The organism is Filimonas zeae (genome assembly GCF_014641615.1).
Classification (GTDB): domain Bacteria; phylum Bacteroidota; class Bacteroidia; order Chitinophagales; family Chitinophagaceae; genus Filimonas; species Filimonas zeae.
In genome coordinates this window covers 662,489-686,859 of the sequence record NZ_BMIB01000002.1, presented here as the reverse complement: position 1 = coordinate 686,859, position 24,371 = coordinate 662,489, and the positions used below count along the sequence as shown (strand labels likewise).

Annotated in this window: 22 protein-coding genes; 11 read left to right on the top strand and 11 right to left on the bottom strand. The window is 45.2% G+C overall.

Translation table 11 applies throughout. From position 1 onward, the window contains the following. Positions 1-10 precede the first annotated feature (10 nt). The 4 genes from IEY13_RS09620 to IEY13_RS09605 all read right to left on the bottom strand — a co-directional run bounded on the left by IEY13_RS09620 (position 11) and on the right by IEY13_RS09605 (position 4,267). Entirely contained in the window at positions 11-1,159 is a 1,149-nt protein-coding gene (locus tag IEY13_RS09620; RefSeq protein ID WP_188951762.1) for an efflux RND transporter periplasmic adaptor subunit, read from the bottom strand. Between the two features lie 40 nt (positions 1,160-1,199). After that, complete coding sequence (locus tag IEY13_RS09615) at positions 1,200-2,516, bottom strand: TolC family protein (RefSeq protein ID WP_188951761.1); 1,317 nt, start codon at positions 2,514-2,516, stop codon at positions 1,200-1,202. Positions 2,517-2,767: 251 nt separating this feature from the next. After that, a complete protein-coding gene (locus IEY13_RS09610) occupies positions 2,768-3,163 on the bottom strand; it encodes a hypothetical protein (protein WP_188951760.1) in 396 nt (131 codons plus the stop codon). 108 nt (positions 3,164-3,271) lie between these two features. Beyond that, the gene (locus tag IEY13_RS09605; protein WP_188951759.1) at positions 3,272-4,267 is read right to left on the bottom strand and encodes a helix-turn-helix domain-containing protein; all 996 of its coding nucleotides are present in this window, start codon (positions 4,265-4,267) and stop codon (positions 3,272-3,274) included. Positions 4,268-4,996: 729 nt separating this feature from the next. On the opposite strand from IEY13_RS09605, the gene IEY13_RS09600 reads away from it, so the two are divergent. The 3 genes from IEY13_RS09600 to IEY13_RS09590 all read left to right on the top strand — a co-directional run bounded on the left by IEY13_RS09600 (position 4,997) and on the right by IEY13_RS09590 (position 8,260). Beyond that, entirely contained in the window at positions 4,997-6,076 is a 1,080-nt protein-coding gene (locus tag IEY13_RS09600; RefSeq protein WP_188951758.1) for an Omp28-related outer membrane protein, read from the top strand. A 103-nt stretch (positions 6,077-6,179) separates the two neighbouring features. Next, positions 6,180-6,668 carry a TlpA family protein disulfide reductase gene (locus IEY13_RS09595; RefSeq protein ID WP_188951757.1) on the top strand — a complete coding sequence of 163 codons (489 nt, stop codon included), beginning with the start codon at positions 6,180-6,182 and terminating at the stop codon, positions 6,666-6,668. 14 nt (positions 6,669-6,682) lie between these two features. Next, a complete protein-coding gene (locus IEY13_RS09590) occupies positions 6,683-8,260 on the top strand; it encodes a DUF6029 family protein (RefSeq protein ID WP_188951756.1) in 1,578 nt (525 codons plus the stop codon). A 66-nt stretch (positions 8,261-8,326) separates the two neighbouring features. Here the strand turns inward: IEY13_RS09590 and IEY13_RS09585 are convergent, their stop codons facing one another. The 4 genes from IEY13_RS09585 to IEY13_RS09570 all read right to left on the bottom strand — a co-directional run bounded on the left by IEY13_RS09585 (position 8,327) and on the right by IEY13_RS09570 (position 13,062). Further along, on the bottom strand, positions 8,327-8,920 hold the full coding sequence (locus tag IEY13_RS09585; RefSeq protein ID WP_188951755.1) for a DUF3885 domain-containing protein: 594 nt from the start codon (positions 8,918-8,920) through the stop codon (positions 8,327-8,329). Between the two features lie 124 nt (positions 8,921-9,044). Beyond that, entirely contained in the window at positions 9,045-12,158 is a 3,114-nt protein-coding gene (gene secDF, locus IEY13_RS09580; protein WP_188951754.1) for a protein translocase subunit SecDF, read from the bottom strand. 53 nt (positions 12,159-12,211) lie between these two features. Continuing rightward, entirely contained in the window at positions 12,212-12,682 is a 471-nt protein-coding gene (locus IEY13_RS09575) for an FKBP-type peptidyl-prolyl cis-trans isomerase (protein ID WP_188951753.1), read from the bottom strand. 20 nt (positions 12,683-12,702) lie between these two features. Beyond that, complete coding sequence (locus IEY13_RS09570; RefSeq protein ID WP_188951752.1) at positions 12,703-13,062, bottom strand: hypothetical protein; 360 nt, start codon at positions 13,060-13,062, stop codon at positions 12,703-12,705. A gap of 80 nt (positions 13,063-13,142) precedes the next feature. On the opposite strand from IEY13_RS09570, the gene IEY13_RS09565 reads away from it, so the two are divergent. Both IEY13_RS09565 and IEY13_RS09560 read left to right on the top strand, forming a co-directional pair. Then, a complete protein-coding gene (locus IEY13_RS09565) occupies positions 13,143-14,075 on the top strand; it encodes a hypothetical protein (RefSeq protein WP_188951751.1) in 933 nt (310 codons plus the stop codon). 33 nt (positions 14,076-14,108) lie between these two features. Continuing rightward, complete coding sequence (locus IEY13_RS09560) at positions 14,109-15,572, top strand: PQQ-binding-like beta-propeller repeat protein (RefSeq protein ID WP_188951750.1); 1,464 nt, start codon at positions 14,109-14,111, stop codon at positions 15,570-15,572. Between the two features lie 110 nt (positions 15,573-15,682). On the opposite strand, the gene groL is transcribed toward IEY13_RS09560, so the two are convergent. Continuing rightward, positions 15,683-17,317, bottom strand: a complete 1,635-nt coding sequence (gene groL / locus IEY13_RS09555; RefSeq protein WP_188951749.1) for a chaperonin GroEL — start codon at positions 17,315-17,317, stop codon at positions 15,683-15,685. A 93-nt stretch (positions 17,318-17,410) separates the two neighbouring features. Next, positions 17,411-17,695 (bottom strand): co-chaperone GroES, encoded by a 285-nt coding sequence (locus tag IEY13_RS09550; RefSeq protein WP_146830462.1) that lies wholly within the window; start codon positions 17,693-17,695, stop codon positions 17,411-17,413. A gap of 258 nt (positions 17,696-17,953) precedes the next feature. Between IEY13_RS09550 and nusB the strand changes: the two genes are divergently transcribed. The 5 genes from nusB (at position 17,954) to coaE (ending at position 21,741) form a co-directional block, all read left to right on the top strand. Further along, entirely contained in the window at positions 17,954-18,880 is a 927-nt protein-coding gene (nusB, locus tag IEY13_RS09545) for a transcription antitermination factor NusB (protein WP_188951748.1), read from the top strand. A gap of 14 nt (positions 18,881-18,894) precedes the next feature. Next, positions 18,895-19,347, top strand: coding sequence for a DUF1573 domain-containing protein (locus IEY13_RS09540; protein WP_188951747.1), 453 nt, complete (start codon positions 18,895-18,897; stop codon positions 19,345-19,347). Positions 19,348-19,417: 70 nt separating this feature from the next. Next, positions 19,418-19,771, top strand: a complete 354-nt coding sequence (yajC, locus tag IEY13_RS09535; RefSeq protein ID WP_188951746.1) for a preprotein translocase subunit YajC — start codon at positions 19,418-19,420, stop codon at positions 19,769-19,771. A 106-nt stretch (positions 19,772-19,877) separates the two neighbouring features. Next, positions 19,878-21,110, top strand: a complete 1,233-nt coding sequence (locus IEY13_RS09530) for a TMF family protein (protein ID WP_188951745.1) — start codon at positions 19,878-19,880, stop codon at positions 21,108-21,110. A gap of 37 nt (positions 21,111-21,147) precedes the next feature. Continuing rightward, on the top strand, positions 21,148-21,741 hold the full coding sequence (coaE, locus tag IEY13_RS09525) for a dephospho-CoA kinase (RefSeq protein WP_229687805.1): 594 nt from the start codon (positions 21,148-21,150) through the stop codon (positions 21,739-21,741). On the opposite strand, the gene IEY13_RS09520 is transcribed toward coaE, so the two are convergent. Then, a complete protein-coding gene (locus IEY13_RS09520; RefSeq protein ID WP_229687804.1) occupies positions 21,738-22,694 on the bottom strand; it encodes a class I SAM-dependent methyltransferase in 957 nt (318 codons plus the stop codon). The genes coaE and IEY13_RS09520 overlap by 4 nt on opposite strands. Before the next feature lie 168 nt (positions 22,695-22,862). On the opposite strand from IEY13_RS09520, the gene IEY13_RS09515 reads away from it, so the two are divergent. Beyond that, positions 22,863-24,350, top strand: coding sequence for a DUF5723 family protein (locus IEY13_RS09515; RefSeq protein ID WP_188951744.1), 1,488 nt, complete (start codon positions 22,863-22,865; stop codon positions 24,348-24,350). Positions 24,351-24,371 lie beyond the last annotated feature (21 nt).

The following is a 24,371-nucleotide window of genomic DNA, read 5'->3' as shown; positions in this document are numbered from 1 at the left end:
TTGGCAGGGTTTAATTGTTCTGCAATTGTTCAAACAACAGCAACTGGTTTTTGGTAACTACCAGCTGACCGGGCGTAACGCCACTGCGCAGGTAAGTAATGTCGCCCAGGGTACGCAGTACTTCTACCGGCGCCACCTGCATGTCTTTTTTGCTGTTGAATACTACTACAAAGTCTTTTCCGTTCTGCTGTACCAGCGCAGCAGTGGGAATGCTGATGGCGCTATCGGTACCGGCATTGGTTACCTGTACTTTGGCAAACATTTCCGGCTTCAGCAACAACCCCTCATTAGGCAGGTTAATGCGTACACGCATAGCTTTATTGGTAGGATCGAGCACCTCGCTTACCTGATCTATTTTACCGGCAAAGGTTTTGCCCGGATATGCCAGTGTGCTTACCTGCACGGGGGCACCCTGCTGCACTTTGGGTATATCGGCTTCAAACACATTGGCCCAAACCCATACTTCTTTCATGTCGGAAATAGTAAACAGATTATCGCCCATATCAGGACGGATATAAGCACCTGAAGTAACTTTCTTTTCTACGATATAGCCATTGATAGGAGCGGTAATGCTATACACGCCGCCTGGCTGGCTGTTGCCGCCGTTGATGCTGAGGATGGATTGTATTTTTTGTTTGGCGGCTTCTGCTTTAAGGTAGGTTTGCCGGGCTTCGGTATACTCCCTTTCGCTGGAGATGCCACTTTTGTACAGGGATTCTGCATTGTCCAGCTGCCGTTTGGCAATAGCCACATCTGCATCGGCGCCCGATAAATCGGCATAGTTACCGGCCACATCTGCGCTTTTAATAACGGCTATCACCTGTCCTTTCTGCACTTTATCGCCCAGGCTAACTTTGGTTTCCATTACCTGACCGCTGCTGTGCGGGAAAATTTTAACCACACTGTTTTCATTAAAGCTTACCTCGCCGCTGAGGGTTAATGCATCATCTATACGGGCGCTGCGTACGGTATCCAGCTGTATCATGCCGGCCATAGTATCGCTGAGTTCAAAACCGGTGTTTTTTTGCTGAGGTTCCTGTTTTTCCTTACAACCTGTAAATGCTGCCGCGGTAATGATGATGGCGGGTATAAAAATAGTATATATAGAAAAAGGCTTTTTTTGACTGTTGCCTTTTACCTGTTGATTTATGTAACGCATATTGCTTGAGTTAGAATGAGTATTAAGGTGCTGCTGGTTGTTATTGTACCACATCGGTGCCTACGGCATAATTCAGGTCTTCGCGGGCCATGGCCAGGTTAATCTGCTGCTGTATAAGGCGTTGTTGTACAGCAGTGAAATCGGTAAAGAAATCGATAAACTCCGGCAGGCTTACCTGTTTTTGCGCATAGCTGTTGAGCATGTTCTGCTGCATTTGCATATAGCTGCTATAAAACTGCTGCTGTGTACCGCTGTTTTGCTGAATGGCCAGGTTTAACTTATGCCAGGCATTGCGAATATTGTTCTGCAGTTCCATGGCAGCATCCTGCGTAATAGCCTGCTGCTGTTTAATACTGTATTCTGCGTTTTTAATATTACCCTGGTTGCGGTTAAACAGCGGAAGCGGCACGGAAATGCCAACGCCCCAGTAGTTATAAGCCACATTACTGTTTTTATCGAAATTGGTTTGCACCGTAACATCGGGCACGCGCAATGCTTTCTGGTAGGCCAGGTTCTGCTGCTGAAGCAGGGTTTGTGTTTGCTGTAACTGATAATAGGGGTTATGCTGCTGTGCGGTATTGATAAGCGCCTCTACGTTATCGGGCAGGGAAGGAGTGACGCCGGAAAACAGCTGGTTGCTTTCTGCCGGTTTTACAAAGCTGCCGTCTTTTACCTGTAGCAACGTGCGCATATCGGCCTGTGCATCAGCCATATCTTTTTCCAGATCGGTCATATCCTGCTGCAGGGTAATTACCAGCGCCTGAATACGCAGATAATCTTTCTGGGCGATGTTGCCCAGTTGCAACTGGGCTTTCATTCCATCTGCCAGTTTGCTGAGTTGTGCAAGCTGATTCTGGTAAATGGCTTTGCCGGCAAGAAGCCTGGCAACGGTATAATAGCTGGCATGCAGCTGGTAACGCAGGTTGCGCAACAGATTCTGCAGCTGCCATTCGCTTACTTTACTGTTGGTTACCGCCATATCTATCTGTTTGCCGCGTTTACGTGCGGTATAAATAAGCTGCTCCAGCTGTACGGCATACTGGCCCATAGAAGTACCATCGTCCAGCCTTTTGTTATAGGGCAGCCACAGGCCGTTGGCAGCTATTACCTGGTCGGTGGTTAATACGGGGTTATTCCACAATTTAGCCTGCTGTATCAATGCCTTTTGGGCATCCATATTGTAATGGGCGGCGAGTAGCTGCAGATTGCTGTCTATAAATCTTTTTTCAGCCTCTGCCAGGGTGTACCGCAGGGTATCGGGGGCAACGCCCTGCTGTGCTGCTGCATGGGGGCTGTGCAGCAGGCCACAGAACAGTAGCGCCAGCCCTGCAAATAGCGGGGTGAACTTTTTGTTCATTATTGTTAATGTTGGGTTTATGAAATGAGCAGGGCGGGAAAGCCGGTTATAAGGGCTTGCCATAGCGCTGCGTTACCTGTTACCGGCGCTGCATAGCGTGCATGCGGGCACCAGTGATAGAAGGAGGATGCGTAACACCTGTAACAAACTACGTACAAAAGCCTGTAAGTTATATACCTGTGTGGTTACCACATAGGCTTACTGTGCAGACCATGACTGTTGGGATGGATGATGTATTACCTCCGCCTGATTTAAGCTTTAGGAGGCGGGGGATTGATTTCGCGGAAGAAAAGGAAATTATACACTTCGCTGAGCGGATGCAGATAGGTTTGTTTGGGAACGTTGAAAACGCGTTGCGGCTGCAGATCATCAAACGTGATCATTTTAACCGGGGCGTGTTTGTGTAGTTGTAAGGCAGTATGATCGCTGTTCTGCTGTTTGTACTCGGGCAGGGCGCCTTTGTGTTCCAGCACTATTTCAGCTACGTATTCAACAATGGAGTTGATTTCGTTTACCTCGCCAATGCTGTGTTTGTGGGTTTTGAGGGGCTCAAAGTCCTGCATGTAAATACTCAGGTTGAGTATTTGCAGTGCTACTGTAAACAGCAGCAATCTTGCTATATGAAACTTGATACCTGTCATGTTCAAAACACGGCACAAGTTTACATCGGAAATTTGATAAGACAATGTTAACGGGGAGAGAATTATCCTGTTTAAGGTGGTTTTAATTCCGCCCCCCGTTGTATGGTTGGTGTATTAACTCAGATAATTGCGCTCATCTCTGTATTCCTTTCTGATGCTGCTGGGCGTTTTACCGGTTTTGCGGGTAACCGCGCGGGTAAAACAATGCCTGTCTGCATATCCTAATTCGTCACTGATGTCTTCAAAGGTTTTTTCGCTGGTTTTAATCAGAAACACGGCATACTTCATCAACTGATCTCTTATTTCTTTTTCCAGCGAAACACCATACAGGGTGTAGTACAGGCGCGTAAGGTTTTTGCCGGGTATGGCATACTTACTGGCAATATACTTAATGGTGTGTATGTGTGCATTGGGCTGTGTGCGCAGCTGCCACCTCAGCTCCTGAAGCTTGGTGTACTCATCAGGCGGCTGCACGGGGTGCAACTTTGCGTCTGACAGGTATTGGCGGTACAGCTTTTCCAGCAGGGTTCTGATGTCGAGTGTGGCATAGAACGGATGCGGCGTAAGATCTGTAAGCTGCTCCAGCACATGCTGGGCTTCGTACCCCATGGTAGCAGCAGACAGCGGGTGAATAACCGTGCCGTTGTTCTGCACGCGATCCATTAACTCTTTCGCATGTGTGTTGTGTTCTGCAAACTCTTCCAGAAAAGCAGGTTGTGTTACCACCACCAGCCATTGATGGGTACCGGCAGGGAGATGAAACTCCGTATCGCCTTTGGGAAAGAAGAATTGCTGATAAGTTCTTTCCTTTAACGGATGCCGGGTGTTGTGCAGTTGTACTTCTGAATGCCCCTCGAGTGTGCAGTGTAGTTGTGCAACAGGCTGGTCTGTACTGATACGCATAGATACAGGCTGTTGAACAATAAATACGAAATGATACACCGTGAACTTTCTGGACTCAAAAGTTTGTGATAAAATGGTGCCGCTGTTAAAACGCTGGCTTTCCATAGACGGAGTCCATGGCAATTTGTGTTTGGTGCTAAGATGGCGGGAGGGATCCGTCTTTTTTCCTTCCTCCGGCAAACCAAACCGGTAGAATGTTACTTTCATAGATATTGACAAAAAATGTTTTGGTCAGCCGCATCATTGGTTAGTTGATGCCGGATTGACCGGTGAATAAAGAAAACTGTGAGCCTGAACTAAAGCTGCCCTTTCACGGTAAAGGGATAGTAGTCATAGGGGATTTGTACCTTTAAAATAGTTACTTTTTTATAACATTCAAATTAAAATTAACGGAACTTATTACCGGTTTATTGTAACAGTTGCTTAACAACTATGTAATGCTTTCAGAAACTTATAGTTAAGTGAATATTATGTTCTTTAAAGGATATAGAAGAAAGTGTGAAATTTTACCTACAGGTAATTAAAAAGCTGCTCCGCAGGCGGTAACCGTATGTTCCGCCGTTAAAACTGACGGTAACGGAAATTTGATGCAATGGCTGCTCTGTACTCCCTTATATAAATGCGTGCCTCCGGGTGCGTAAACAGTGTGCTGTTATACCTGTGGCTCACGGTGTCATGGGTAAACAGCCCTGTCATTTGCCTTCTTCCATCCCTTTGTCTGTGGGATGTTTTTATACACCTGCCTGCCCTGGTTGCCCTGTGCTGAGAGCATTCCGGCGCGGCAGGTTTTTTGGGAAAGGCAGGTAAAATGTGCACATTTTCTAGCTATAAATACTCATTTTTTGCAAAAAGGCCACCTGGGCATTAGGGGGGAAGTAGTGGTTTTGTCTCTATCAGCAGATGGAATTTATCTGTTAATAGAACCCTTTTAGTCTTATGAGAAAATTTGTATGCGGAACCTTACTGCTGGCAGCAGCTATTGCCGGTACCACCAGCTCCTGCTCTAAAGGAGACAGCGGACCTTCGGTTCCCGATTCACTGAAAGTATCTTTGTCGGCCACTACGTTATCCGGAACCGGTTTTGACGGGGTAACCGTAACGGTTAAAGACCGGTCTGGTGCAGATGTAACCGGTGCCGTACAGTTATACGCAGATGGCGTAAAGTTTACCGGACCGGTATTTTACCCCGACAAGGTTAAAACCGTGAAGATCAGTGCCCAGAAGGGCTCCGTGCCATCGAACATTGCAGAGGTGGTAGTAACCGCCCCCGAAGCATCGCCCTTTACACAGAAAATTCTGGTAGAAGATTTTACCGGTACCTGGTGTAAATACTGCACCAGGGCTGCGGACATACTTACCAGATATACCAGCAAACAGCCGGCATGTATTTCGGTAGGTGTACATGGGGGAAGAGCGGGTGAACCCTTTACTTATCAATATCTTAATACGTTTATGGACCGGTTTGCGATAGATGGATTTCCCTGGGCTGTGTTAAACCGCGACAGCAAATGGAATGAGAACCCCGCTTTGCTGGATGCTGCCCTTAAAAAATGGGCGCCGCTGGGCCTGGCCATTGAAAGTAAAATTGAGAGTGGCAATATTACCGGCAAGGTAAAGGTGAAGTTTAACCTGACTACCAATGTAGATATGCGCGTGGTGATTATGCTGGTGGAAGACAAGCTGGTGGCAGACCAGGAAAATGCTTACGCCGAGTATGGTACAGTACCCACTATAAAAAATTATGTGCATACCAATACGTTGCGCAGAATTGCCAGCGATGATGTGTTTAGCGGAGACCCCATACCTTCAACCGCTGTAACCAAAGGCAATGTGTGGGAAAAAACATTTTCTCTTTCAACTACCGGCAGAACAGGTATTGGAACGGATTATACCGCCATACCTGCCAACTGTAAAGTGGTGGCTTTTGTGCAGTACGGACCAGAGAACAGCACAGGCAGAAAAGGCGCTATTAACGTGCAGTACACCAACGCGGGTGATACCAAAGACTTTGATTAAACATTTTCTGAATTACGGGTAGTAAACGCTCCTATGTCATTAAGAAAGCATCGGCTGAAGTGTAGCCTGCTTTCTTAATGACTCATTTATTTATGATAGCAATATGAAAAAGTGTGTTCAACTGCTGCTGGCATTGATGCTGGTGCTGGGCCATGCGTATGGCCAGGAAAGCTTTCCTTCTGTAACTGTTAAAAACCTGCAGGGAAAGGATGTGGATTTTTCTAAACTGATTGGGCAAAGTGGTGATACAGCAGTGATTGTAAGTTTCTGGGCAACGTGGTGTGTACCCTGTGTAACGGAGCTGGATAATATTAATGATGTGTATGCCGACTGGCAGCGTACGAAGCCGTTGAAACTGATAGCCGTGAGTATTGACGATGCACGTACCAGCCGCAGGGTAAAGCCTTTTGTGGCTGGCAAGGGATGGCATTTTGATGTGTTGCTGGATGAAAACAACAACCTGAAACGTGCTATGAATATTACTGATGTGCCTTATGTGATGATTATCAAAAACAATAAGGTAGTGTATCAACACACCGGTTACGTGGCCGGTAATGAAGACGAGTTACTGGAGAAGATTAAGAACCTTTAAAAACAATGGATCTGATGAAAAAAGTTTTGTTTACGCTGGCCCTGGGCGTTTGCGGAAAGGCAGCAGTTGCACAACTGGACCAGCTGACAAAGGGCCATTTAAGCGGCAGCTTTGAAAGCTATACACAATACTACCGGAAGGATGAAAAAATAGATGCTATTCCACCGCCTGATAAAATAGGTTCTAACAACTTTTTTAAACTGGACTATACATACCGGCAGTTTACCGCAGGGGTACAATACGAAGCGTATTTACCTGCGATACAGGGCTTTCCTTTCAACAGCACCAAACAAAACCGCAGCGAAGGAAAACTGGTAAACCGCTATTTCAGATATGCGGGCGAACGTTTGAGTATTCAGATAGGTGATTTTTATGAGCAGTTTGGTAGCGGCCTGGTGTTCAGATCGTGGGAAAACCGGCAGATTGGTATCAACAATGCGCTGGAAGGGGTAAGTGTGCAGGCAGAGCCTGTTAACTTTCTGAAACTGAAAGTGGTGTACGGGCGTCCGCGCAAATACTTTGATTACGCAAATGCGCTGGTAAGAGGGGCGGATGCGGAAATAAACATGAATGAGTTGTTTACTAAAAAACCTTCGGGTAATGTGAATGTAACCGGTGGTTTTAGTTATGTAAGCCGTTATCAGGAATATACAGGTACGGCTGATAAATTTCCGGCTACGGTAGATGCCTGGAGTGGACGCATGAATATTGATAAAGGCAATGCCTCGCTGGGAGTGGAGTATGTACATAAGGCTTCTGACCCGCATACAGCTAACGTATATAGTGATGAAGCGGGAAAGGCTATTCTGATTAACGCGGCCTATACTGCCGGTAAGTTTGGTGCTAACCTTACCTACCGGGGCATGAGCAATATGGACTACCGTAGTGAGCGGGAGGCCACTGGTACTGTGCTGCCGGTAAACTATATACCTGCTTTAACGCGCCAGAACGACTACCTTACCACCAATATTTATGTGTATAACGCACAGGTGGCAGGTGAGGCCGGAGGGCAGGCAGATGTGTTTGTAAACCTGGGCTCTTCTAAACTGTCACTCAACTACTCGCAATACAGCGCCTTAAACAAACCCGGTGCTATTTTAAGCCCGGGTAAAGAGTTGTATTTCCGCGATGGGAGCCTGGAATGGAAAAAGCGCTGGAACGCCAAATGGCAGAGCATACTGGCTTACCACTATGTAAATTATAACAAGTATATCATTGAAGGAGGGGCGCATGAAATGGTACAAAGCCATATTGGCCTTGCCAACATTTTATATAAGTACTCGCCTAAAAAGTCGGCCCGGCTGGAGCTGCAGCATTTATATACCAAAGAAGACAGAGGCAACTGGGCTGCTGCGGTTACCGAATGGACGTTTGCACCTATGTGGAGTGTGTATGTAAGTGATTTATTTAACTACGGCGTAACTGATACGCATTATTACAATGCAGGCGGCAGCGTAATGAAAAACGGAACACGTTTTAGCCTGGCATACGGCCGCCAGCGTGCGGGCCTGTTTTGTGTAGGAGGTGTTTGCCGTTATGTACCTTCGGCCAGCGGAGTTACCGCTACGCTTACCGTTACTTTTAATAATTAAGAGACAGTAGTAATAAATACCCCTTTTGATGTACGGGCAGTATCTGTAATAAGATGCTGCCCTTTTTTATAAACCACTTTCGTGTGTGGAAAGCCATGCGGCATACTTTGCTTTGTAATGATCCCGGGTGGCGGTATCTGCCAGTATAATATCCATGCCGCCATCGTAGGGTGCCAGCAGGCACTTGTGCTGAAAGGAGACAAAGAATGCAAGCAGTTCCCAATTAGCAACATCTCTGAGAATAGCGTTGTGCTGATGCGGTTGCCAGTTTAGTTCTGTAAACATGGGGAGTGCAAACTGACCTTTACAATAATGCTCCGGGTTGAACTCGTACAGGTTAATAGGAGCCATTTGGCTGAATGTGAAGTGAGTGATGGACGTTACCGGTTCTTCTGCTGCAGATGTTGTATCATTTTCCTGGGAGTGGGTATACGTTACCATTAACAAGGGGGCATCACAACCCACAACATCTGTAATAAGTGTATTCTGTCTATGTAACAATATTTCCCAATCTTCCTGGTCGGCGGCATAACGCTGAGAGTTGGGGAGGCTGTGAATTCTAAACCATTTGTCTGGCAAGGCATCTCTGAATGTATAATATAATGGAATTGTTTCAGGCCATGTGGCCTGCCATAAGGCGTTGAACGCTTCTACAGTCATAGCGTTTTTTAGAGGCAAAAGTAATGGCTCTATGTTTGTTTTTCAAGGTATAGGCGGAGCTAAAAAAAAGCCGGCGTTTCAATTTGAAACGCCGGCTTTTTTATTTCAGTAATCTAAATGCTGATTAAGAAGCTTTTTCAGTCTGCACTTTCACTTCTTCAGATTTACCCAGTGGTTTGTTTTTTGCCAGATCTAACAGAATTGGCGCAGCCACAAAGATAGAAGAGTAAGTACCGGTGATAACACCGATTAACATAGCGAAAGAGAAACCGCGGGTAACTTCGCCACCAAAGATAAACAGGATAAGGATGGTGAGGAATACGGTTAAGGAAGTCATTAACGTACGGCTCAGTGTTTGGTTGATGGCGCGGTTAATAACTACATCTTTCGCTTCACCTTTCATCAGTTTCACATCTTCCCTGATACGGTCGTACACAATCACGGTATCGTTCATAGAGAAACCGATAACGGTTAAGATAGCCGCGATAAAGTGCTGATCTATTTCCAGCGGGAATGGTACTACTTTACGCAGGAAGCTGAATACAGCCAGCGTAACGAATACGTCGTGCAGCAGTGCTACAACGGTACCCACAGAGAAGCGCCAGTCGCGGAAACGGATAAAGATGTATAAACAGATGGCGATGATAGCCAGCACGGTGGCTTTGGTAGCGCCCTGTTTCAGATCGTCTGAAATGGTAGGTAATACGGTTTGTGAGCTTTGCTTGTATTTAGAAGCAAACTCGCTGTAGGTAATACCTGCCGGTAAGTGTTTGCTCAAACCGCGGAACAGGGTTTGTTCAACAGAAGAGTCTACGTTATTACCGGTTTCGTGAATTTTATACGCGGTGGTAATGTTCAGCTGATTGGCTTTGTCTACTGTTTTAATAACAGGGTATTCGCCAAATACTTCTTTCAGATCATCGCTTACTACCTGTTGGTTAGGTACTTTGTCGAACATAACGGTATAGCTACGGCCACCTTCAAATTCAACACCGTAATCGAAACCGTAGAAGAAAGAGCCGATACCCAGTAGTGCCACTACAATAGAGATACCGTAGGCTACTTTGCGGTATTCAACAAATTTGTAAGCAGCATGCTTGAACACTTTTTGTGAAACACCGGTAAAGTATTTAAAGTGACGGTTTTTGTTGGTGTAGATATCTGAAATTAAACGGGATACCATGATACCACAGAACAGGGATAACAGGATACCGATGATTTGCGTGGTTGCGAAACCTAATACCGGACCTAAACCAAAGTAAGCCAGAATAATAGCGGTTAACAGGGTAGTTACGTGCGCATCCAGTACAGGAGCGTAAGAACGTTTGTAACCATCGGTTACTGCATTCTGATACCCTTTACCTCTGGTTAATTCTTCCTTGATTCTTTCAAAGATGATTACGTTGGTATCTACCGCCAGACCAATGGTTAATACCAGACCGGCAATACCAGGCGCTGTAAGCGTAAAGCCCAGTGCACTTAAGATACCGATGGTAAATAACAGGTTAAGGATAAGCGCAATATTAGCTACCCAGCCAGCTGTGTTGTAGTACAGCAGCATAAGGGCGAAGATTACCAGGAAGGAGATACCGAAAGACAATGCACCACCTTTTACAGCTGCATTACCCAGGGTTGGCCCGATAATTTGTTCCTGTACAATTTTAGCAGGAGCAGGCAGTTTACCTGATTGCAGAATGTCGGCCATATCCTGTGCTTCTGTTAAAGAGTAGCTGCCGGATATTTCAGACTGACCGTTAGGGATGGCTGTATTTACAAAAGGAGCGCTGTAAACTGTGTTGTCCAGTACAATAGCGATAGGCTTTCCAATGTTTTTGGAAGTCATATCAGCCCAGATTTTGGTACCGATAGGGTCCATTGCCATTTTAATAGCAATACGGCCTTTATCGTCGTAATCCTGACGTGCATCGCTTACATTCTCACCTTCCAGACGGGCGTTACCGTTATCCAGGGTTTTAACAGCATACAGCAGCACTACGTTCCTCATTTTAGGATCGTCGCTGTCTATTTTGCCGTACATAAACTGCAGGTTAGAAGGGAATTTGTTTTTAACGATATCCATGCGCAGGTATTTACCTACCACACCGGAATCTTTCAGCATAACATAACCAATATTGGCAGGATACTGAACGCTGCCGTTCTGTGCACGCTGTGGTTGTGCCAGCGCAATGCTTGTGCTCAGCGGAGCATCTTCAGGCTTAACTTTAGAAGTATCGGTTTTAGCAGTAGCTGCACCGGCTTTGCTGTCAATATCAGATAAAGTACCGGTAGAAGCAGTATCTGCTTTAGCTACAGCGGTAGTGTCTGCAGCAGCATAGGCTGTAGCAGTTGCGGTAGTATCAGCAGTAGTGGCTTTAGTGCCTTTCAGGTACTCTGACAGTGCTTTTTCAGCAGCGGCGTAAGGCTCGTATACCTCAGCTATATTATACAGTTCAAAGAACTGCAGGTTGGCTGTAGACTGCAGGTAGTGACGTACCCTTTCCGGATCATTAATGCCTGCCAGTTCAATGGTGATGATGCCTTTAGCCGGATCGGGGTTAATGGTGGGAGAGGCCACACCAAAACGGTCGATCCTGGTACGTAAAATACGGTAGGTATTATTGAAGGCGGTAGTAGCTTCTGCACGCAGGTAGTTGAGTACAGTAGCATCAGACGCGTCAAACTTAATTTTGCTGTTACTTTTTGATGCAAAGAAAGGCGCCAGTTTTGCGCCGGAAGCGTTTTTCTGAAACTCTTCACTAAACAGAGAGATCAGATCTTTACCACTATTGGCCTTGCGTGCAACAGCAGAATCCAGCGCTTTGTTAAAAGCAGGGTCTTTACTGTTGTTAGCCAGAGAACGGATAAGACCATCCAGACCTACTTCCATTGTTACACTCATACCGCCCTGCAGATCCAGACCCAGCATCAGTTCTTTCTCTTTGGCACTACGGTAAGTAGTAAGGCCGAGGGGACCAACTTTGGCATCTTTAGAGCTGTCGAGCAGGTGCTGTAAATGTTCTTTCTCTATCTCCTTTAATGTGTCGGAATAAGCTGACTGTAAAGCCTTATCCGCCGGATACTTTACTTCCGGTTTTGGATAATTGGCGTTTAACCACTTTCCAGCCTTTGCTTCCATTGTGCCTTCATGGCTTTTTACAATCCATGTAAACGACAGTTGGTAGAGACAAATCAAAATCAGCGCAATCGTAAAGAAACGCACCAAACCTTTCAGTTGCATACTTATAAGGGTTTTCTAAATTTTAATGGCGGCAAAGATAGGGGAATTCGGGATTATTGCACATCTGCCAACTTTATATCAAAATACAGGACAGAGTTTGCGGGAATTCCTTTCTGCGCGGTACATCCGTAACCGAGGTAAGAGGGAACAATTAATCTGATACTTCCACCTTTTTTTAACAGGGAGAGCCCCTGTTGCCATCCATCAATAAGATTGGTCATTTTTATAGTAACCGGTGTGGTAGACTGATCAAAAACAGAACCATCCAGCAAGGTGCCGGTAAACTGCACGGATACAGTAGATTGTGCATCGGGTATTTTACCGTAACCACTATCCGTTATCTGATAATACAGGCTTGTAGGGAGGCGTGTATAACTGATTTGCCGGCTTTCGCAAAAGGCCTTCATGCGGGGCTCTTCCGTTTCCGGCGCCATAGCCTGGCAGCCCTGATCGCTGTTTTTAAGGCAGGAATAGCCCAGCAGGCAAATTGCAACAGTTAGAATGGTATGGGGGAGGTTCTTCATTCGCTCGTTTTAAACGGAAACTAGTTTTCAGACTGTTCCGGGTGTCCGTGTGCTGCTTGTGCAGCTTTTTCTTGTTTATGTTTTTTGGCCATCAGCTCGCGGTACTGCTGTTCGTACATATCCCATTTGTATTTTTTGTAAAAAATGGCAATAAACACGGCAATGGCTGCCACAGCAATGGTAAGTACGTTTGGATTAAACTGGCTGTTGGCCACCATGTTGGCCCTTTGGTACCAGCCGGAACCCAGTGATAGCAGAATTCCACCGCCAAACAGCAGCCCCACAGGCAGCCCTACAAAGAGCTGGCGCATGGTTTTTTTCTCTTTTTCCCGGTTTTCCTGCCACCAGATAATGAACTTTTCTTCCCGTTGCGTAAGCATGGTGCAAAGATAACTGATTCAGGGGGGCTATTTGCTAAGTGTTGAATATTAACTATTTTGGCAGTCTTAAACCTGGTACCTTGAATAAATACAACAATATCATCCGCGATTTTTTACTGCAACACAAGCAGTTGACACTGGGTAAAATAGGCAGTTTTACGATTGTAAACGAGCCTGCTGCCGGTGTTGATGCCGGAAATGTAGTTTTTGTGGCTGATAAAAAAGCGGAAACCAGCAGCGCGCTGCTGGATCAGATAGCGGAAAAGTCTGGTAAAGGCCGGGGATTGGTAGCAGCGGATCTGGAATCGTATCTGGAGCAGATGCGGCAATTTATTAATATAGGCAAGCCTTATGTTATTGAAGATGTTGGTGTGGTATCGCTGAATAAAAGCGGTAATTATGAATTTTCCCGTAACGCAGCCACTCTTTCACTTACATCGCCTGTAGGGCAGGCGGCAGAACAACATTTTTTGCCGGAAAGTACCGGAGGCACTGCACGCACCGGTAAACGTAATGGTATAATGGGGCTGGCGGCTGTTATTATATTGCTGGTACTGGCAGGTGTAGGATATGGTATATATAATATGGCGCGCAATGGTAAAAGCAACACAGCCACAACTGATACGGAAACTACAGAACAGCCTGCCACAGATACCCCTGCTGCCGCCACTTCAGCAACTGCCTCCGGGGATGGAACTGCCGTGAACCCCGATACTACAGCAGCAATAACAACCACAACTGCAGCACCAGCAGTTACCACTGCCGTATCCGGAGACAGCGCCCATTATCGCTTTGTGTTTGAAACCACTGCCAGTAGTGAAAGGGCACATGCGCGTACGGCACAACTGAAATCTTTTGGCGACCCTGCGGGTTTTGATAGCAGTAAACAGGAAGATGGCACTTTTAGTTACCGTTTATTTCTGCGCCAGAAAATAGCGATAGCCGATTCTACAAGAGCAAAAGATTCTGTTCAATTATATTTGAGTAAGAGCGTGAGGCTGGTAAAAGAATAGCTCTTTTACAAAAGAGTAACATATTTTTGTAATATGAAACTCTTAAAAACAACCTTTATCTGGCTTATAGCCTGCGCTTTTTTTGCATGTAGTAAAAAAGAAATTGTAACCAGCACTCATTCTGGTACTGCCAGCGAATTTAGTTTTGACTGCAGAGTGCTTCTTCGTTCGGATCAATTAGCTGTTATTGAATGGGATGAGCCAGAAGTACCATTTACTTCGATCCGATATGATGTTTGGGTTAACGGTATACTTGTTCGTGAAAATCTGGTAACGCTTACAGACACCCTTACAGGGCTTTCACCAGACAGTATTTATGACGGAAGAGTAGTTGCTTATAATGAGAGTAATAAAAATGAAAATGCCAGTGACAGCTTTCATCTTGGAAAAATAGAAGGGTTTATTTATTATACAGATAACGTTGCTTATAACAGGATATACTGCATTAATATGTATACCGGTGCCCAGCTTTGGGAGAAAAATAACTACGATATAAGTAGCATGAGCTCCATTGCCCGGCCTGTTGTAGTAAATGACACTTTGTTTACCTGTTCGGGACGTCAGGTGGCTGCTATGAATGCCAGAACCGGCGTGTTGTATTGGAATACCAAGGTAGATGATATTCACAACAATAATTTTCTGGTGTATGAAGGTGGGGTGCTGTATGTTAACGGCGACTTTATGGATAACACCCTGTTTGCCCTGAATGCCAGCAATGGGAATACAATCTGGTCGGCTTTAATTGGCAGACCTAATACGTCTCAGGCACCTCTGTTTGTGAAGGGGGATAAAGTTTTTTCTTCGTCTGGTTCGGATGGAACTATAGCGGCATTTACTAAAACTACCGGCAGTTTGCTGTGGCAGTATACAGCCCGGCGTTCTGATGATGTATCGTATAATCCTGTTCAGATTAATGCTAATATGTACACATGGGATCAGTTATTAATTGTGCAGAGTTCTAACGGATATTTACAGGCGATAAATCAGGCAACCGGAGCAAGGGTGTGGGAACGTAAAGTAAGTGGTGTAAACTTTTCCGCAAATTCTCTGGGCTTTTATCAGAATTATTTACTGGCAAGTGGTAATGAGGGAAGCAATGATGGGTTGCAGACGGCGGTATATTGTATTCAGGCGGAAACAGGAACGATTGTGTGGCAGAAAACAGGCACGATGGGAGGTAAATCTTTGACACAGGGAATTCTGATGAACGGAAATGCCAGAACTTATCTGAACGGCAGCGGTTTTGTAAGTGCAGTGGATGTAGCTACAGGTAATGTTATCTGGGACGCCCCGTATGTTGGCGGCGGTCTTGTGTACGCCGAAAACGAATTGTTTGTATCCAGCCCTGCTGTTAACAGTATTACGGTATATGATGGCTTTACGGGTATCAGCAAAAGAACACTTCCGTGGGAACAGTATACCACCAGTACTTCTACACCTGTTGTAATGGTTAACAATAAAGCGTATTATCCTTTGACCAGCGGAATGCTGAAATAAAATATAAAGTACTCTGTTAAAAAAAGAAAGCTGTCTCTATATGTTTAAAACATTGGAGACAGCTTTCTTTTTTATAAGATAATTGTAAATTGGCAATTGCCAACTCACCACTAATAATCCATACCACCCATACCAGGAGCAGGAGCGTGGCTGTGTGCAGCTTCAGGTTTTGGCTTATCAGCAACCACACACTCGGTGGTTAACAGCATACCAGCAATAGAAGCAGCGTTTTCCAGCGCTACACGGCTAACTTTAGTAGGATCGATAACACCTGCTTTAAACAGGTACTCGAATGATTCGGTACGTGCGTTGAAACCGTAATCAGCTTCACCTTCACGGATACCTTGTATAATGATAGAACCTTCCAGACCGCAGTTGGCTACAATCTGACGCAGTGGCTCTTCCACAGCGCGACGAACGATGTGGATACCGGTAGTTTCATCAGCGTTGGCGCCTTTTACTTTATCCAGAGACTCAACGGCACGGATATAAGCAACACCACCACCAGGAACAATACCTTCTTCAACAGCCGCTCTTGTAGCGTGTAAAGCGTCGTCTACGCGGTCTTTTTTCTCTTTCATTTCTACTTCTGTAGCAGCACCTACGTACAGTACAGCAACACCACCGCCTAATTTAGCCAGGCGCTCCTGTAATTTTTCTTTATCGTAGTCGGAAGTAGTATTCTCGATCTGAGCTTTGATCTGATTAACACGGGCAGTGATATCAGCTTTTTTACCTTTACCACCAACGATGATAGTGTTGTCTTTGTTGATAGTGATAGATGCAGCCTGACCTAAAGAAGTGATATCAGCAGCATCCAGTTTGAAGCCGGTTTCTTCGCTGATAACAGTACCTGCAGTTAACACCGCAATATCCTGTAACATTTCTTTACGACGGTCGCCGAAACCAGGTGCTTTAACAGCAGCTACTTTCAGTGTACCACGCAGTTTGTTTACTACCAGGGTAGCCAGCGCTTCGCCTTCCAGATCTTCAGAGATGATTACTAAAGGACGGCCGCTTTGAGCCACTTTTTCCAGAATGTGCAGGATATCTTTCATAGCGCTGATCTTTTTATCGTAGATCAGGATATAAGGATTCTGCAGATCTGCTTCCATTTTCTCGCTGTTGGTAACGAAATAAGGAGAGATATAACCGCGGTCGAACTGCATACCTTCTACCACATCAACAGTAGTATCGGTGCCTTTAGCTTCTTCTACGGTAATAACGCCTTCTTTGCCTACTTTAGCCATTGCTTCGGCAATCAGTTTGCCAATAGCATTGTCGTTGTTGGCAGAGATAGTACCAACCTGCTCAATCATTTTATTGTTGTTGCCAACATCTTTTTTCTGGGTAGCCAGGTTAGCTACGATAGCCTGAACCGCTTTGTCAATACCGCGTTTCAGATCCATCGGGTTTGCACCAGCAGCCACCATTTTCAGGCCTTCGCTGATGATAGCCTGAGCCAGAACAGTAGCAGTAGTAGTACCATCACCTGCAATATCAGCAGTTTTAGAGGCTACTTCTTTAACCATCTGCGCACCCATATTTTCGATAGCGTCTTCCAGTTCAATTTCTTTAGCAACGGTAACACCGTCTTTAGTAACTGCAGGAGCGCCGAATTTTTTCTCGATAACCACGTTACGGCCTTTAGGGCCCAGGGTTACTTTCACTGCGTTAGCCAGGGTATCAACACCCTTCTTCATTTTATTTCTTGCTTCGATGTCGAAGTAGATTTGCTTTGCCATAGTTATGGGAATTAAAAATTCAAACTTTTAAATTCAAAAATGTAAAGAACAGTCGTTTTTTGACCTTATACTTTTCAACTTTTGACTTCGCAATTAAACGATTGCCAGGATGTCACTCTCACGCATAATCAGGTATTCAGCACCTTCGATGGTGATTTCAGTACCTGCATATTTGCCATATAAAACTGTATCGCCCGCTTTAACAGTAACTGGTTCATCTTTTTTACCGGTACCGGCAGCTACTACAGTACCACGTTGTGGCTTTTCTTTAGCAGTGTCGGGGATGATGATACCACCCGCAGTTTTTTCTTCGGCAGGAGCTGGTTTTACGATCACCCTGTCGTGAAGAGGGGTAACATTGAGTTTTTTGGTAGCCATAATGTATCTGTTTTTTAAAATTTTTTGACAAAAGGATGTTAACGATTTCTGTGCCGGGGCGCAAAAACAGGTCAAAATTACATTTTTGGTCTGTTGCCGGGCGATAGTAGGGTAAAAATGCTGCCAGGTTTGTCGCAAATACCGGTTATGCTAAGGAGGATGGTGACAAGCCGTCAGCCTTATTGACATACAGTATGTCAATTGTTTTATACGTAACGGGTAATCTGCTATCTTTGCCGCCTTTAAAGTTCTTTTTTCATGATTAGCAGAAGAAATATACGGGTGAAGGTGATGCAACTGGTCTATGCCCTTGAGGTGATGGACGACGAAAAAGCCAGAAAAAACCCGGTGCAGGCTTTATCGAAAAAGCTGGAAGAGTCCCGTGAATTGTTTGTTTACCTGCTACATTTTATTACCCAGGTGGCGCAGTACGCCGAAATAGATGCCAAGCACAGAGCATCTAAACATCTTACTACCAAAGAAGATTTGAGTGTTAACACCAAAATTGCCGGCAACGAGCAGTTATGGAAAGTGCTGGAAAGCGGTACTTACCGTAAAGCCGTGGAAACCACTATGCCAGGAAGTGTGGATAGTGCAGACTGGATTAAAAAGATGTATCTGCGTTTGGTAGATACGGAAGATTACCAGACTTATATACAGGTAGATAACCGCGACGATAAACAGGCGGAAAAAGACATTCTGCGTTTTATTTTTACCGATCTGATGCTGCCTGACGAAGATTTTTTATCTTTTGTGGAAGAGCATTTTACCAATTGGGATGATGATGCGGAAATGATGAGCCAGCTGATGCCGGCCTACCTGCAGAAATCTTCTGCCTATGACCTTACCGATATGATGGGTACGGAAAAATGGCAGTTTGCACGTGATCTGTTGAATACCGTGCTTGAGAAGGGAGAACACCTGCAGGAACTGATAAAGCCCAAGCTGAAAAACTGGGATGCAGAACGGATTGCCCAGCTGGATATGATTCTGATGCAGATGGGAGTGGCAGAGTTTCTGTATTTTGATACTATTCCGCCCAAGGTTACTATTAATGAATACATTGATATTGCCAAGGAATACAGCACCCCACAGAGCGGACAGTTTGTGAATGGTATACTGGATGGTATACACAAAGAGCTGGTGGCAGGTGACAAAATGCACAAAACCGACTTTAAAAAATAAATAACCGATTGAAAATGAAAGCGCTGATTGCTGGTATGTGTTTAGCGGTTGCGGGTATAACTGCCTGCAACAATTCTTCAGGCTCTGCCAAAGGCGGGGGAGTAAATGCTGCAGCAGAAAAAACGCAGCAGGATACGGCACATTTTACCACTATACAATGGGTTGACTCGCTGGTAGAATTGGGTTCTCTTACCATGGGAGAAAAATCGGAGGTGAAATTCCGGTTTAAAAACACCGGTTCGTACCCGCTGGTAATAGCCAATGTGGTAGCGGGTTGTGGCTGTACCATTCCCGGATATACCAAAGAACCGGTACCACCGGGTGGAGAGGGCATGGTAACCGGCGCTTTTGATACCAAAAAATCGCATCCCGGTAACCTGCGTAAAAACATTATGGTAACGGCCAATACCCGGCCGCGCCAGCAGTTTGAACTGGTATTTACCGGAACTATTCAGGACATCAAGTAAAACAAAACGGGCAGGTATTGCCTAAAGCAATAGATTTGCACGAATTTTCAATTTTATACAATTAACGCTCATGTTGTATTCAGTATTATTAGCAGCGCCACAGGGCCAGGCGGGAAGCCCTTTACCAACCTTTATTATGATGGGTGGTATTATGGTGGTTTTCTATTTTTTCATGATTCGCCCCCAGGCTAAAAAAGCGAAAGAGCAGAAGAAATTTATTGATAACCTGCAAAAGGGTGACAAAATTGTAACCATTGCCGGTATACACGGTACTATCAACAAAGTAAACGACGATAATACCCTGCAGCTGGAAGTAAGCCCGGGCAGCTATATTAAAATAGAAAAATCTGCGCTGAGCCAGGAATGGACTACCGCTATGCAAAAAGCAAACGCAGGTACTATTGCTGCTGCAGACAGCAAATAAATAATTATTTACAGGTAATTACTTGTAATTGGGGAACAGCTGTATCAAATGCATAATTTTGATACAGCTGTTTTTTTATATCTGAAAACAACCTTAAATCTTATAGATGAAAAAAATTGTACTGCTGTTAACAGTGATTTTTGCTATGGCTTTGAGTGGAAGCGCTCAATTTACCACTACTAATCTGGATTATTTTACTACGGTTACTTTTCCGGGAGGATACGCTATAGGCGACTATGTTGAATTTGTAAAGGCTAATCCGATGAGTGCGTGGGCCTCAGGCAACTACGAAATTTCTATTACCTACACCCGGGGCAATATGGCAGCCGCAGCCACGTTCCGGGCCAGTCTTTCTCATTCCAATCCTGCAGTCTGGCGTGAAGCAGGAAAGGTGAATAGTAATAAATATCTGGGAACATCTGCCAATTTTACGATTGATTGTAATACCGAGTACACTAATCCCCGCTTTAGAATAAGAGCTATTGGTACAGGCGGGGTGCTTACCGATGCACAAGTGGTTTACATCCGGGTAAGATCTGTTAACCACAACCTGGCCTGGACTACCTTAAATGTTACAGGTAATGATGTTACGATTAATAAGTTTTCGCCTATGACGGATGAATGGAGCTTATATGTTGGTACTCCTTACTCCATTGCGGGTGCCAATCTTGCTATCAGTGCTATAGCTAATGGAAATGTGGGATTAGGCACTGCTACGCCAGCTTACAAACTGGATGTAAACGGCACGGCTTATGTTTCAGGATCAACTATTTCAGCCGGTCAGGTTACGGCCATGAATGGTACAAGATTGAAAGCTACCAGTGGAAATGGTGTACAGATTACCGGGGCAGCTGGTATAGGTATAAGAGGAGTTGGTACCAATACAACTGCCGGATATGCTGCTATTCAGACGGCTTATGATAATGTGAATTTTTTATGCCCGCTAACGTTACAGGATCAGGGAGGCAATGTATTGATTGGCAAAACCACACAAACCAATGCTAACTATAAGTTGGATGTAAACGGAATCATTCGCGCCAACAAACTGGTTGTAAATACTACCGGTGCTGACTTTGTATTTGAAAAAGGCTACCACTTACCCTCATTAGACTCCGTAGAGCAGTATGTAAAGGCCAATCAGCATTTACCGGGCATAACGCCCGCTGCTGAAATGCAGAAGGAAGGTGTTGAAGTGGGAGAACAACAAACTAAGTTGTTGCAGAAGATAGAAGAACTTACCCTGTATATTATTGAGCAAAATAAGAAAATTGAAAAACAAGGCGCACAGCTACAGCAGCAGGGCGAAGAAATCAAACAGTTGAAAGCAAAGCTGAAATAGAATAGTTTTGTCTGGCCCAATTTAACAGGGCATCTGTATGATACTGAAAGTGGGACTTACAGGAGGCATTGGTTCCGGTAAAAGCACAGTTGCCGGTATATTTAAAGTGCTTGGCATTCCGGTTTTTGATGCTGATGCGGCTGCTAAAGAAATAATGGCTAAAGACGAAGAGTTGCAACAAGCTATTATGCGCACCTTTGGCGATGAAGTGTATGCAGGCGGGCAGTTGAACCGGAAGCTGCTGGCGGGTATTGTTTTTAACGATGCCTTTAAACTGGAACAGCTGAATGCATTGGTACACCCCGCTACTATAAAGGCTGCTGAACAGTGGATGCAGCAGCAAAAAACACCATACGCAGTAAAGGAGGCAGCTTTGTTTTTTGAAGCCGGAACGGCTACCGATCTGGATTATGTAATTGGGGTTTTTGCGCCCAAACCATTACGTATACATAGGGTAATGAAGCGGGATAACGTAACACGGGAAGAGGTGCTGGCCCGTATGAGCAGGCAGATAGATGAAGATATTAAAATGCGGTTGTGCGATTTTGTGGTGGAGAACAATGAACAGGAACTGCTGATACCGCAGGTGTTGCAGGTACATGAAGCATTAATAAGTAAAGCCGGGAATTAATTACCCGGCTTTACTATTTTATAACACCAGCGCTTCAGCTTGCCTTCAAAATCGAAAGGGGTGGTAGCACGGGTAATGTCTTTTATATCGTTAGCCCGTACGTTTTCGGTATCCAGTATAAATTTGGTATAGTTGGTACTGAAGTATAATACACCGCCTGGTGTAAGCGCATATAGCACATCATTAACTAACTCTGTATGGTCTCGCTGTATATCCAGAAAGTCTTTCATACGCTTGCTGTTGCTGAAGGTGGGTGGGTCCATCACTACCAGGTCAAACTCCCCCGGTTTCAGTGTTTTCAGGTACTGCTTTACATCCGCATGTACAAAATGAAACTTTGCAGGATTGGTTAATGCATTGGCCGCAAAATTATCTTCTCCCCAGCTGAGGTAAGTTTTAGATAAATCAACAGATGTTACAGAAGCAGCATTACCGGCAGCAGCATATACCGAGAAAGAGCCGGTATAGCAGAACAGGTTTAACACCCGTTTGCCTTCGCATTGCTCCTGTACCATTTTACGGGTAATACGATGGTCGAGAAACAAACCTGTATCCAGATAGTCGGTAAGGTTTACCAGAAAGTTCAGATTGTTTTCCTTTACAGTAAAGAACTCTTTTTCGCCTGCGAGTTTTTCGTATTGGTCCTGCCCGCGGTGGCTCATGCGTTTACGCTGGCGTACATATATATGATCGGCCGGAATAGCCAGCACACGGCTTATAACAGCCAGGCACTCATCCAGCCAGGTTTCATGTGCTTCGTCATCCATTCCATGCCTGCGCAGGTATTCAGCAAGGTATACCTTGTCTTCGTACAGCTCAATACAAAACGGAAACTCCGGCAGGTCATGATCGTACACCCTGTAACAGGCAATCTGCTGGCGTCTGGCCAGTTTGCCTGTGTGTTTGTACACCTTTGTCAGCCGGTTTTCGAACATGATTAATTTAGACTCCATCGGGCAAAGCTAATTAAAGTTCCCTGAAACAGGTGGTAGGCTATCGTTCAGCCGGTTTGTATGTTTGCACCCGTTTGCCATAGGGGGGCTTATTGCAATAATCTACGCTATAGCAAAACAGTTATTCTTATTTATAACCAGATTTGACAGAACACAACCCGATCTCTTATGACCATGAACACAAACAGCAGGCTTGGCCTGGCCGTTGCCGCACTGTGGGCAGCAGGTATTGCAACCGCTAACGCTCAGGATTTTCCCGGACTCAGAACCAGCAATTACGCAGGTGTAAACAGTGTATTTTTTAACCCGGCGGCTATTGCTGACAGCCGTTACCGGTTTGATGTAAACATGCTGGCTATTCAGGCCCAGGCAGGTAACAAAGAGGCATCTTTTAAACTGTCGGGCATTGGCCATTCATTCAAGGGCGATAGCGCCATCAGCGCACAGTTATTTGGTAAAAACAATGGTAAAGCCAATGGCCTGGCCAACCTGGCTTTACACGGCCCCTCAGTAATGTTTAACGCCGGAAACAAGTACAGTTTTGCGGTTACCACACGCAGCAGGCTGCTGATGAACTTCAGAGACCTGGATGGCAGGCTGGCCAGGCAGATTATTGATAAAGACCTGCCTGGTACACAGTATCCTTACACCATTTCCTCTAACGGCAGCATGCGTATAAATGCCACCGGGTGGACGGAATTTGGTGCTACCGTAGCGCGTGAAGTATTGGATAAAGGAAAGCACTTTGTAAAAGCAGGTATTACGGTAAAATACCTGGCAGGCACCGGTAATGCTTATGTAAACGTTACCGATTTTAATGGCGTAAAAGAGTTTGATGCCAGTAAAGCAGGTTCGCATCTGGTAAACACTACCGGGCAGATAGGCATGGGCTTTTCCGGTGTTAAAACGGATGGTTTTGAAATTGGTGACCTTACCAAATTCAACAGCAGTGGTATTGGTGCCGATCTGGGCTTTGTATATGAATTCAGACCCGACTACGAAAAGCTGCACGAAGATGCGCAGCGCTGGAACGACAGAGTGAACAAGTATAAACTGCGTGTGGGTGTGGCAATAACAGATATTGGCCGGCTGAAGTTTAACCCCGATGCTGACAGAAGCGGCAACTACGATATTCATATTAAAGGCAGTGAATGGTACGATCCTAACGAACTGAAAGGCGTGGAGGTAGATAACTACAGCGAATACTTCAGCAGCCGCAACCAGTTTTTTACCAGACATGCCAACACGGAAAAATATAGCGTAAGCCTGCCTACGGCCCTGCATGTAGATGCAGATTATTATATTGAAAAAGGGTTTTATGTAAACCTGGCTACACAGTTAAGTCTGGCGGGCAACAAAACCAAAGTATACAACAGCACTTATTACAACAGCGTTAGCCTTACCCCACGCTGGGAAAAGAAAACCATAGGCATATACCTGCCTTTGAACTACAGCCAGCTTACTAAATTCAATGTAGGTTTAGGCGCGCATCTGGGCCCGGTGTTCTTTGGTTCGGGTAGCATTTTTAACTTGTTGTTTGGTGGCAGCCGCCAGGCAGATGCTCAGTTTGGTATTCATGTGTACGGGCTGAAGAAAGTAAGTAAGAAAAAGAAAGTGGTTACAGAAACAGGTTCGGTTGCCGCTCCCATTAATTAAATACATTTCCTTACACAAAGG

What these genes read in the sequence shown, in the direction of transcription:
- IEY13_RS09620 (WP_188951762.1), bottom strand. Translation starts at nt 1,159, where the DNA reads ATGCGTTACATAAATCAACAGGTAAAAGGCAACAGTCAAAAAAAGCCT.
- IEY13_RS09615 (WP_188951761.1), bottom strand. Translation starts at nt 2,516, where the DNA reads ATGAACAAAAAGTTCACCCCGCTATTTGCAGGGCTGGCGCTACTGTTC.
- IEY13_RS09605 (WP_188951759.1), bottom strand. Translation starts at nt 4,267, where the DNA reads ATGAAAGTAACATTCTACCGGTTTGGTTTGCCGGAGGAAGGAAAAAAG.
- IEY13_RS09600 (WP_188951758.1), top strand. Translation starts at nt 4,997, where the DNA reads ATGAGAAAATTTGTATGCGGAACCTTACTGCTGGCAGCAGCTATTGCC.
- IEY13_RS09595 (WP_188951757.1), top strand. Translation starts at nt 6,180, where the DNA reads ATGAAAAAGTGTGTTCAACTGCTGCTGGCATTGATGCTGGTGCTGGGC.
- IEY13_RS09590 (WP_188951756.1), top strand. Translation starts at nt 6,683, where the DNA reads ATGAAAAAAGTTTTGTTTACGCTGGCCCTGGGCGTTTGCGGAAAGGCA.
- IEY13_RS09585 (WP_188951755.1), bottom strand. Translation starts at nt 8,920, where the DNA reads ATGACTGTAGAAGCGTTCAACGCCTTATGGCAGGCCACATGGCCTGAA.
- secDF (WP_188951754.1), bottom strand. Translation starts at nt 12,158, where the DNA reads ATGCAACTGAAAGGTTTGGTGCGTTTCTTTACGATTGCGCTGATTTTG.
- IEY13_RS09575 (WP_188951753.1), bottom strand. Translation starts at nt 12,682, where the DNA reads ATGAAGAACCTCCCCCATACCATTCTAACTGTTGCAATTTGCCTGCTG.
- IEY13_RS09570 (WP_188951752.1), bottom strand. Translation starts at nt 13,062, where the DNA reads ATGCTTACGCAACGGGAAGAAAAGTTCATTATCTGGTGGCAGGAAAAC.
- IEY13_RS09560 (WP_188951750.1), top strand. Translation starts at nt 14,109, where the DNA reads ATGAAACTCTTAAAAACAACCTTTATCTGGCTTATAGCCTGCGCTTTT.
- groL (WP_188951749.1), bottom strand. Translation starts at nt 17,317, where the DNA reads ATGGCAAAGCAAATCTACTTCGACATCGAAGCAAGAAATAAAATGAAG.
- IEY13_RS09550 (WP_146830462.1), bottom strand. Translation starts at nt 17,695, where the DNA reads ATGGCTACCAAAAAACTCAATGTTACCCCTCTTCACGACAGGGTGATC.
- nusB (WP_188951748.1), top strand. Translation starts at nt 17,954, where the DNA reads ATGATTAGCAGAAGAAATATACGGGTGAAGGTGATGCAACTGGTCTAT.
- IEY13_RS09540 (WP_188951747.1), top strand. Translation starts at nt 18,895, where the DNA reads ATGAAAGCGCTGATTGCTGGTATGTGTTTAGCGGTTGCGGGTATAACT.
- yajC (WP_188951746.1), top strand. Translation starts at nt 19,418, where the DNA reads ATGTTGTATTCAGTATTATTAGCAGCGCCACAGGGCCAGGCGGGAAGC.
- IEY13_RS09530 (WP_188951745.1), top strand. Translation starts at nt 19,878, where the DNA reads ATGAAAAAAATTGTACTGCTGTTAACAGTGATTTTTGCTATGGCTTTG.
- coaE (WP_229687805.1), top strand. Translation starts at nt 21,148, where the DNA reads ATGATACTGAAAGTGGGACTTACAGGAGGCATTGGTTCCGGTAAAAGC.
- IEY13_RS09520 (WP_229687804.1), bottom strand. Translation starts at nt 22,694, where the DNA reads ATGGAGTCTAAATTAATCATGTTCGAAAACCGGCTGACAAAGGTGTAC.
- IEY13_RS09515 (WP_188951744.1), top strand. Translation starts at nt 22,863, where the DNA reads ATGACCATGAACACAAACAGCAGGCTTGGCCTGGCCGTTGCCGCACTG.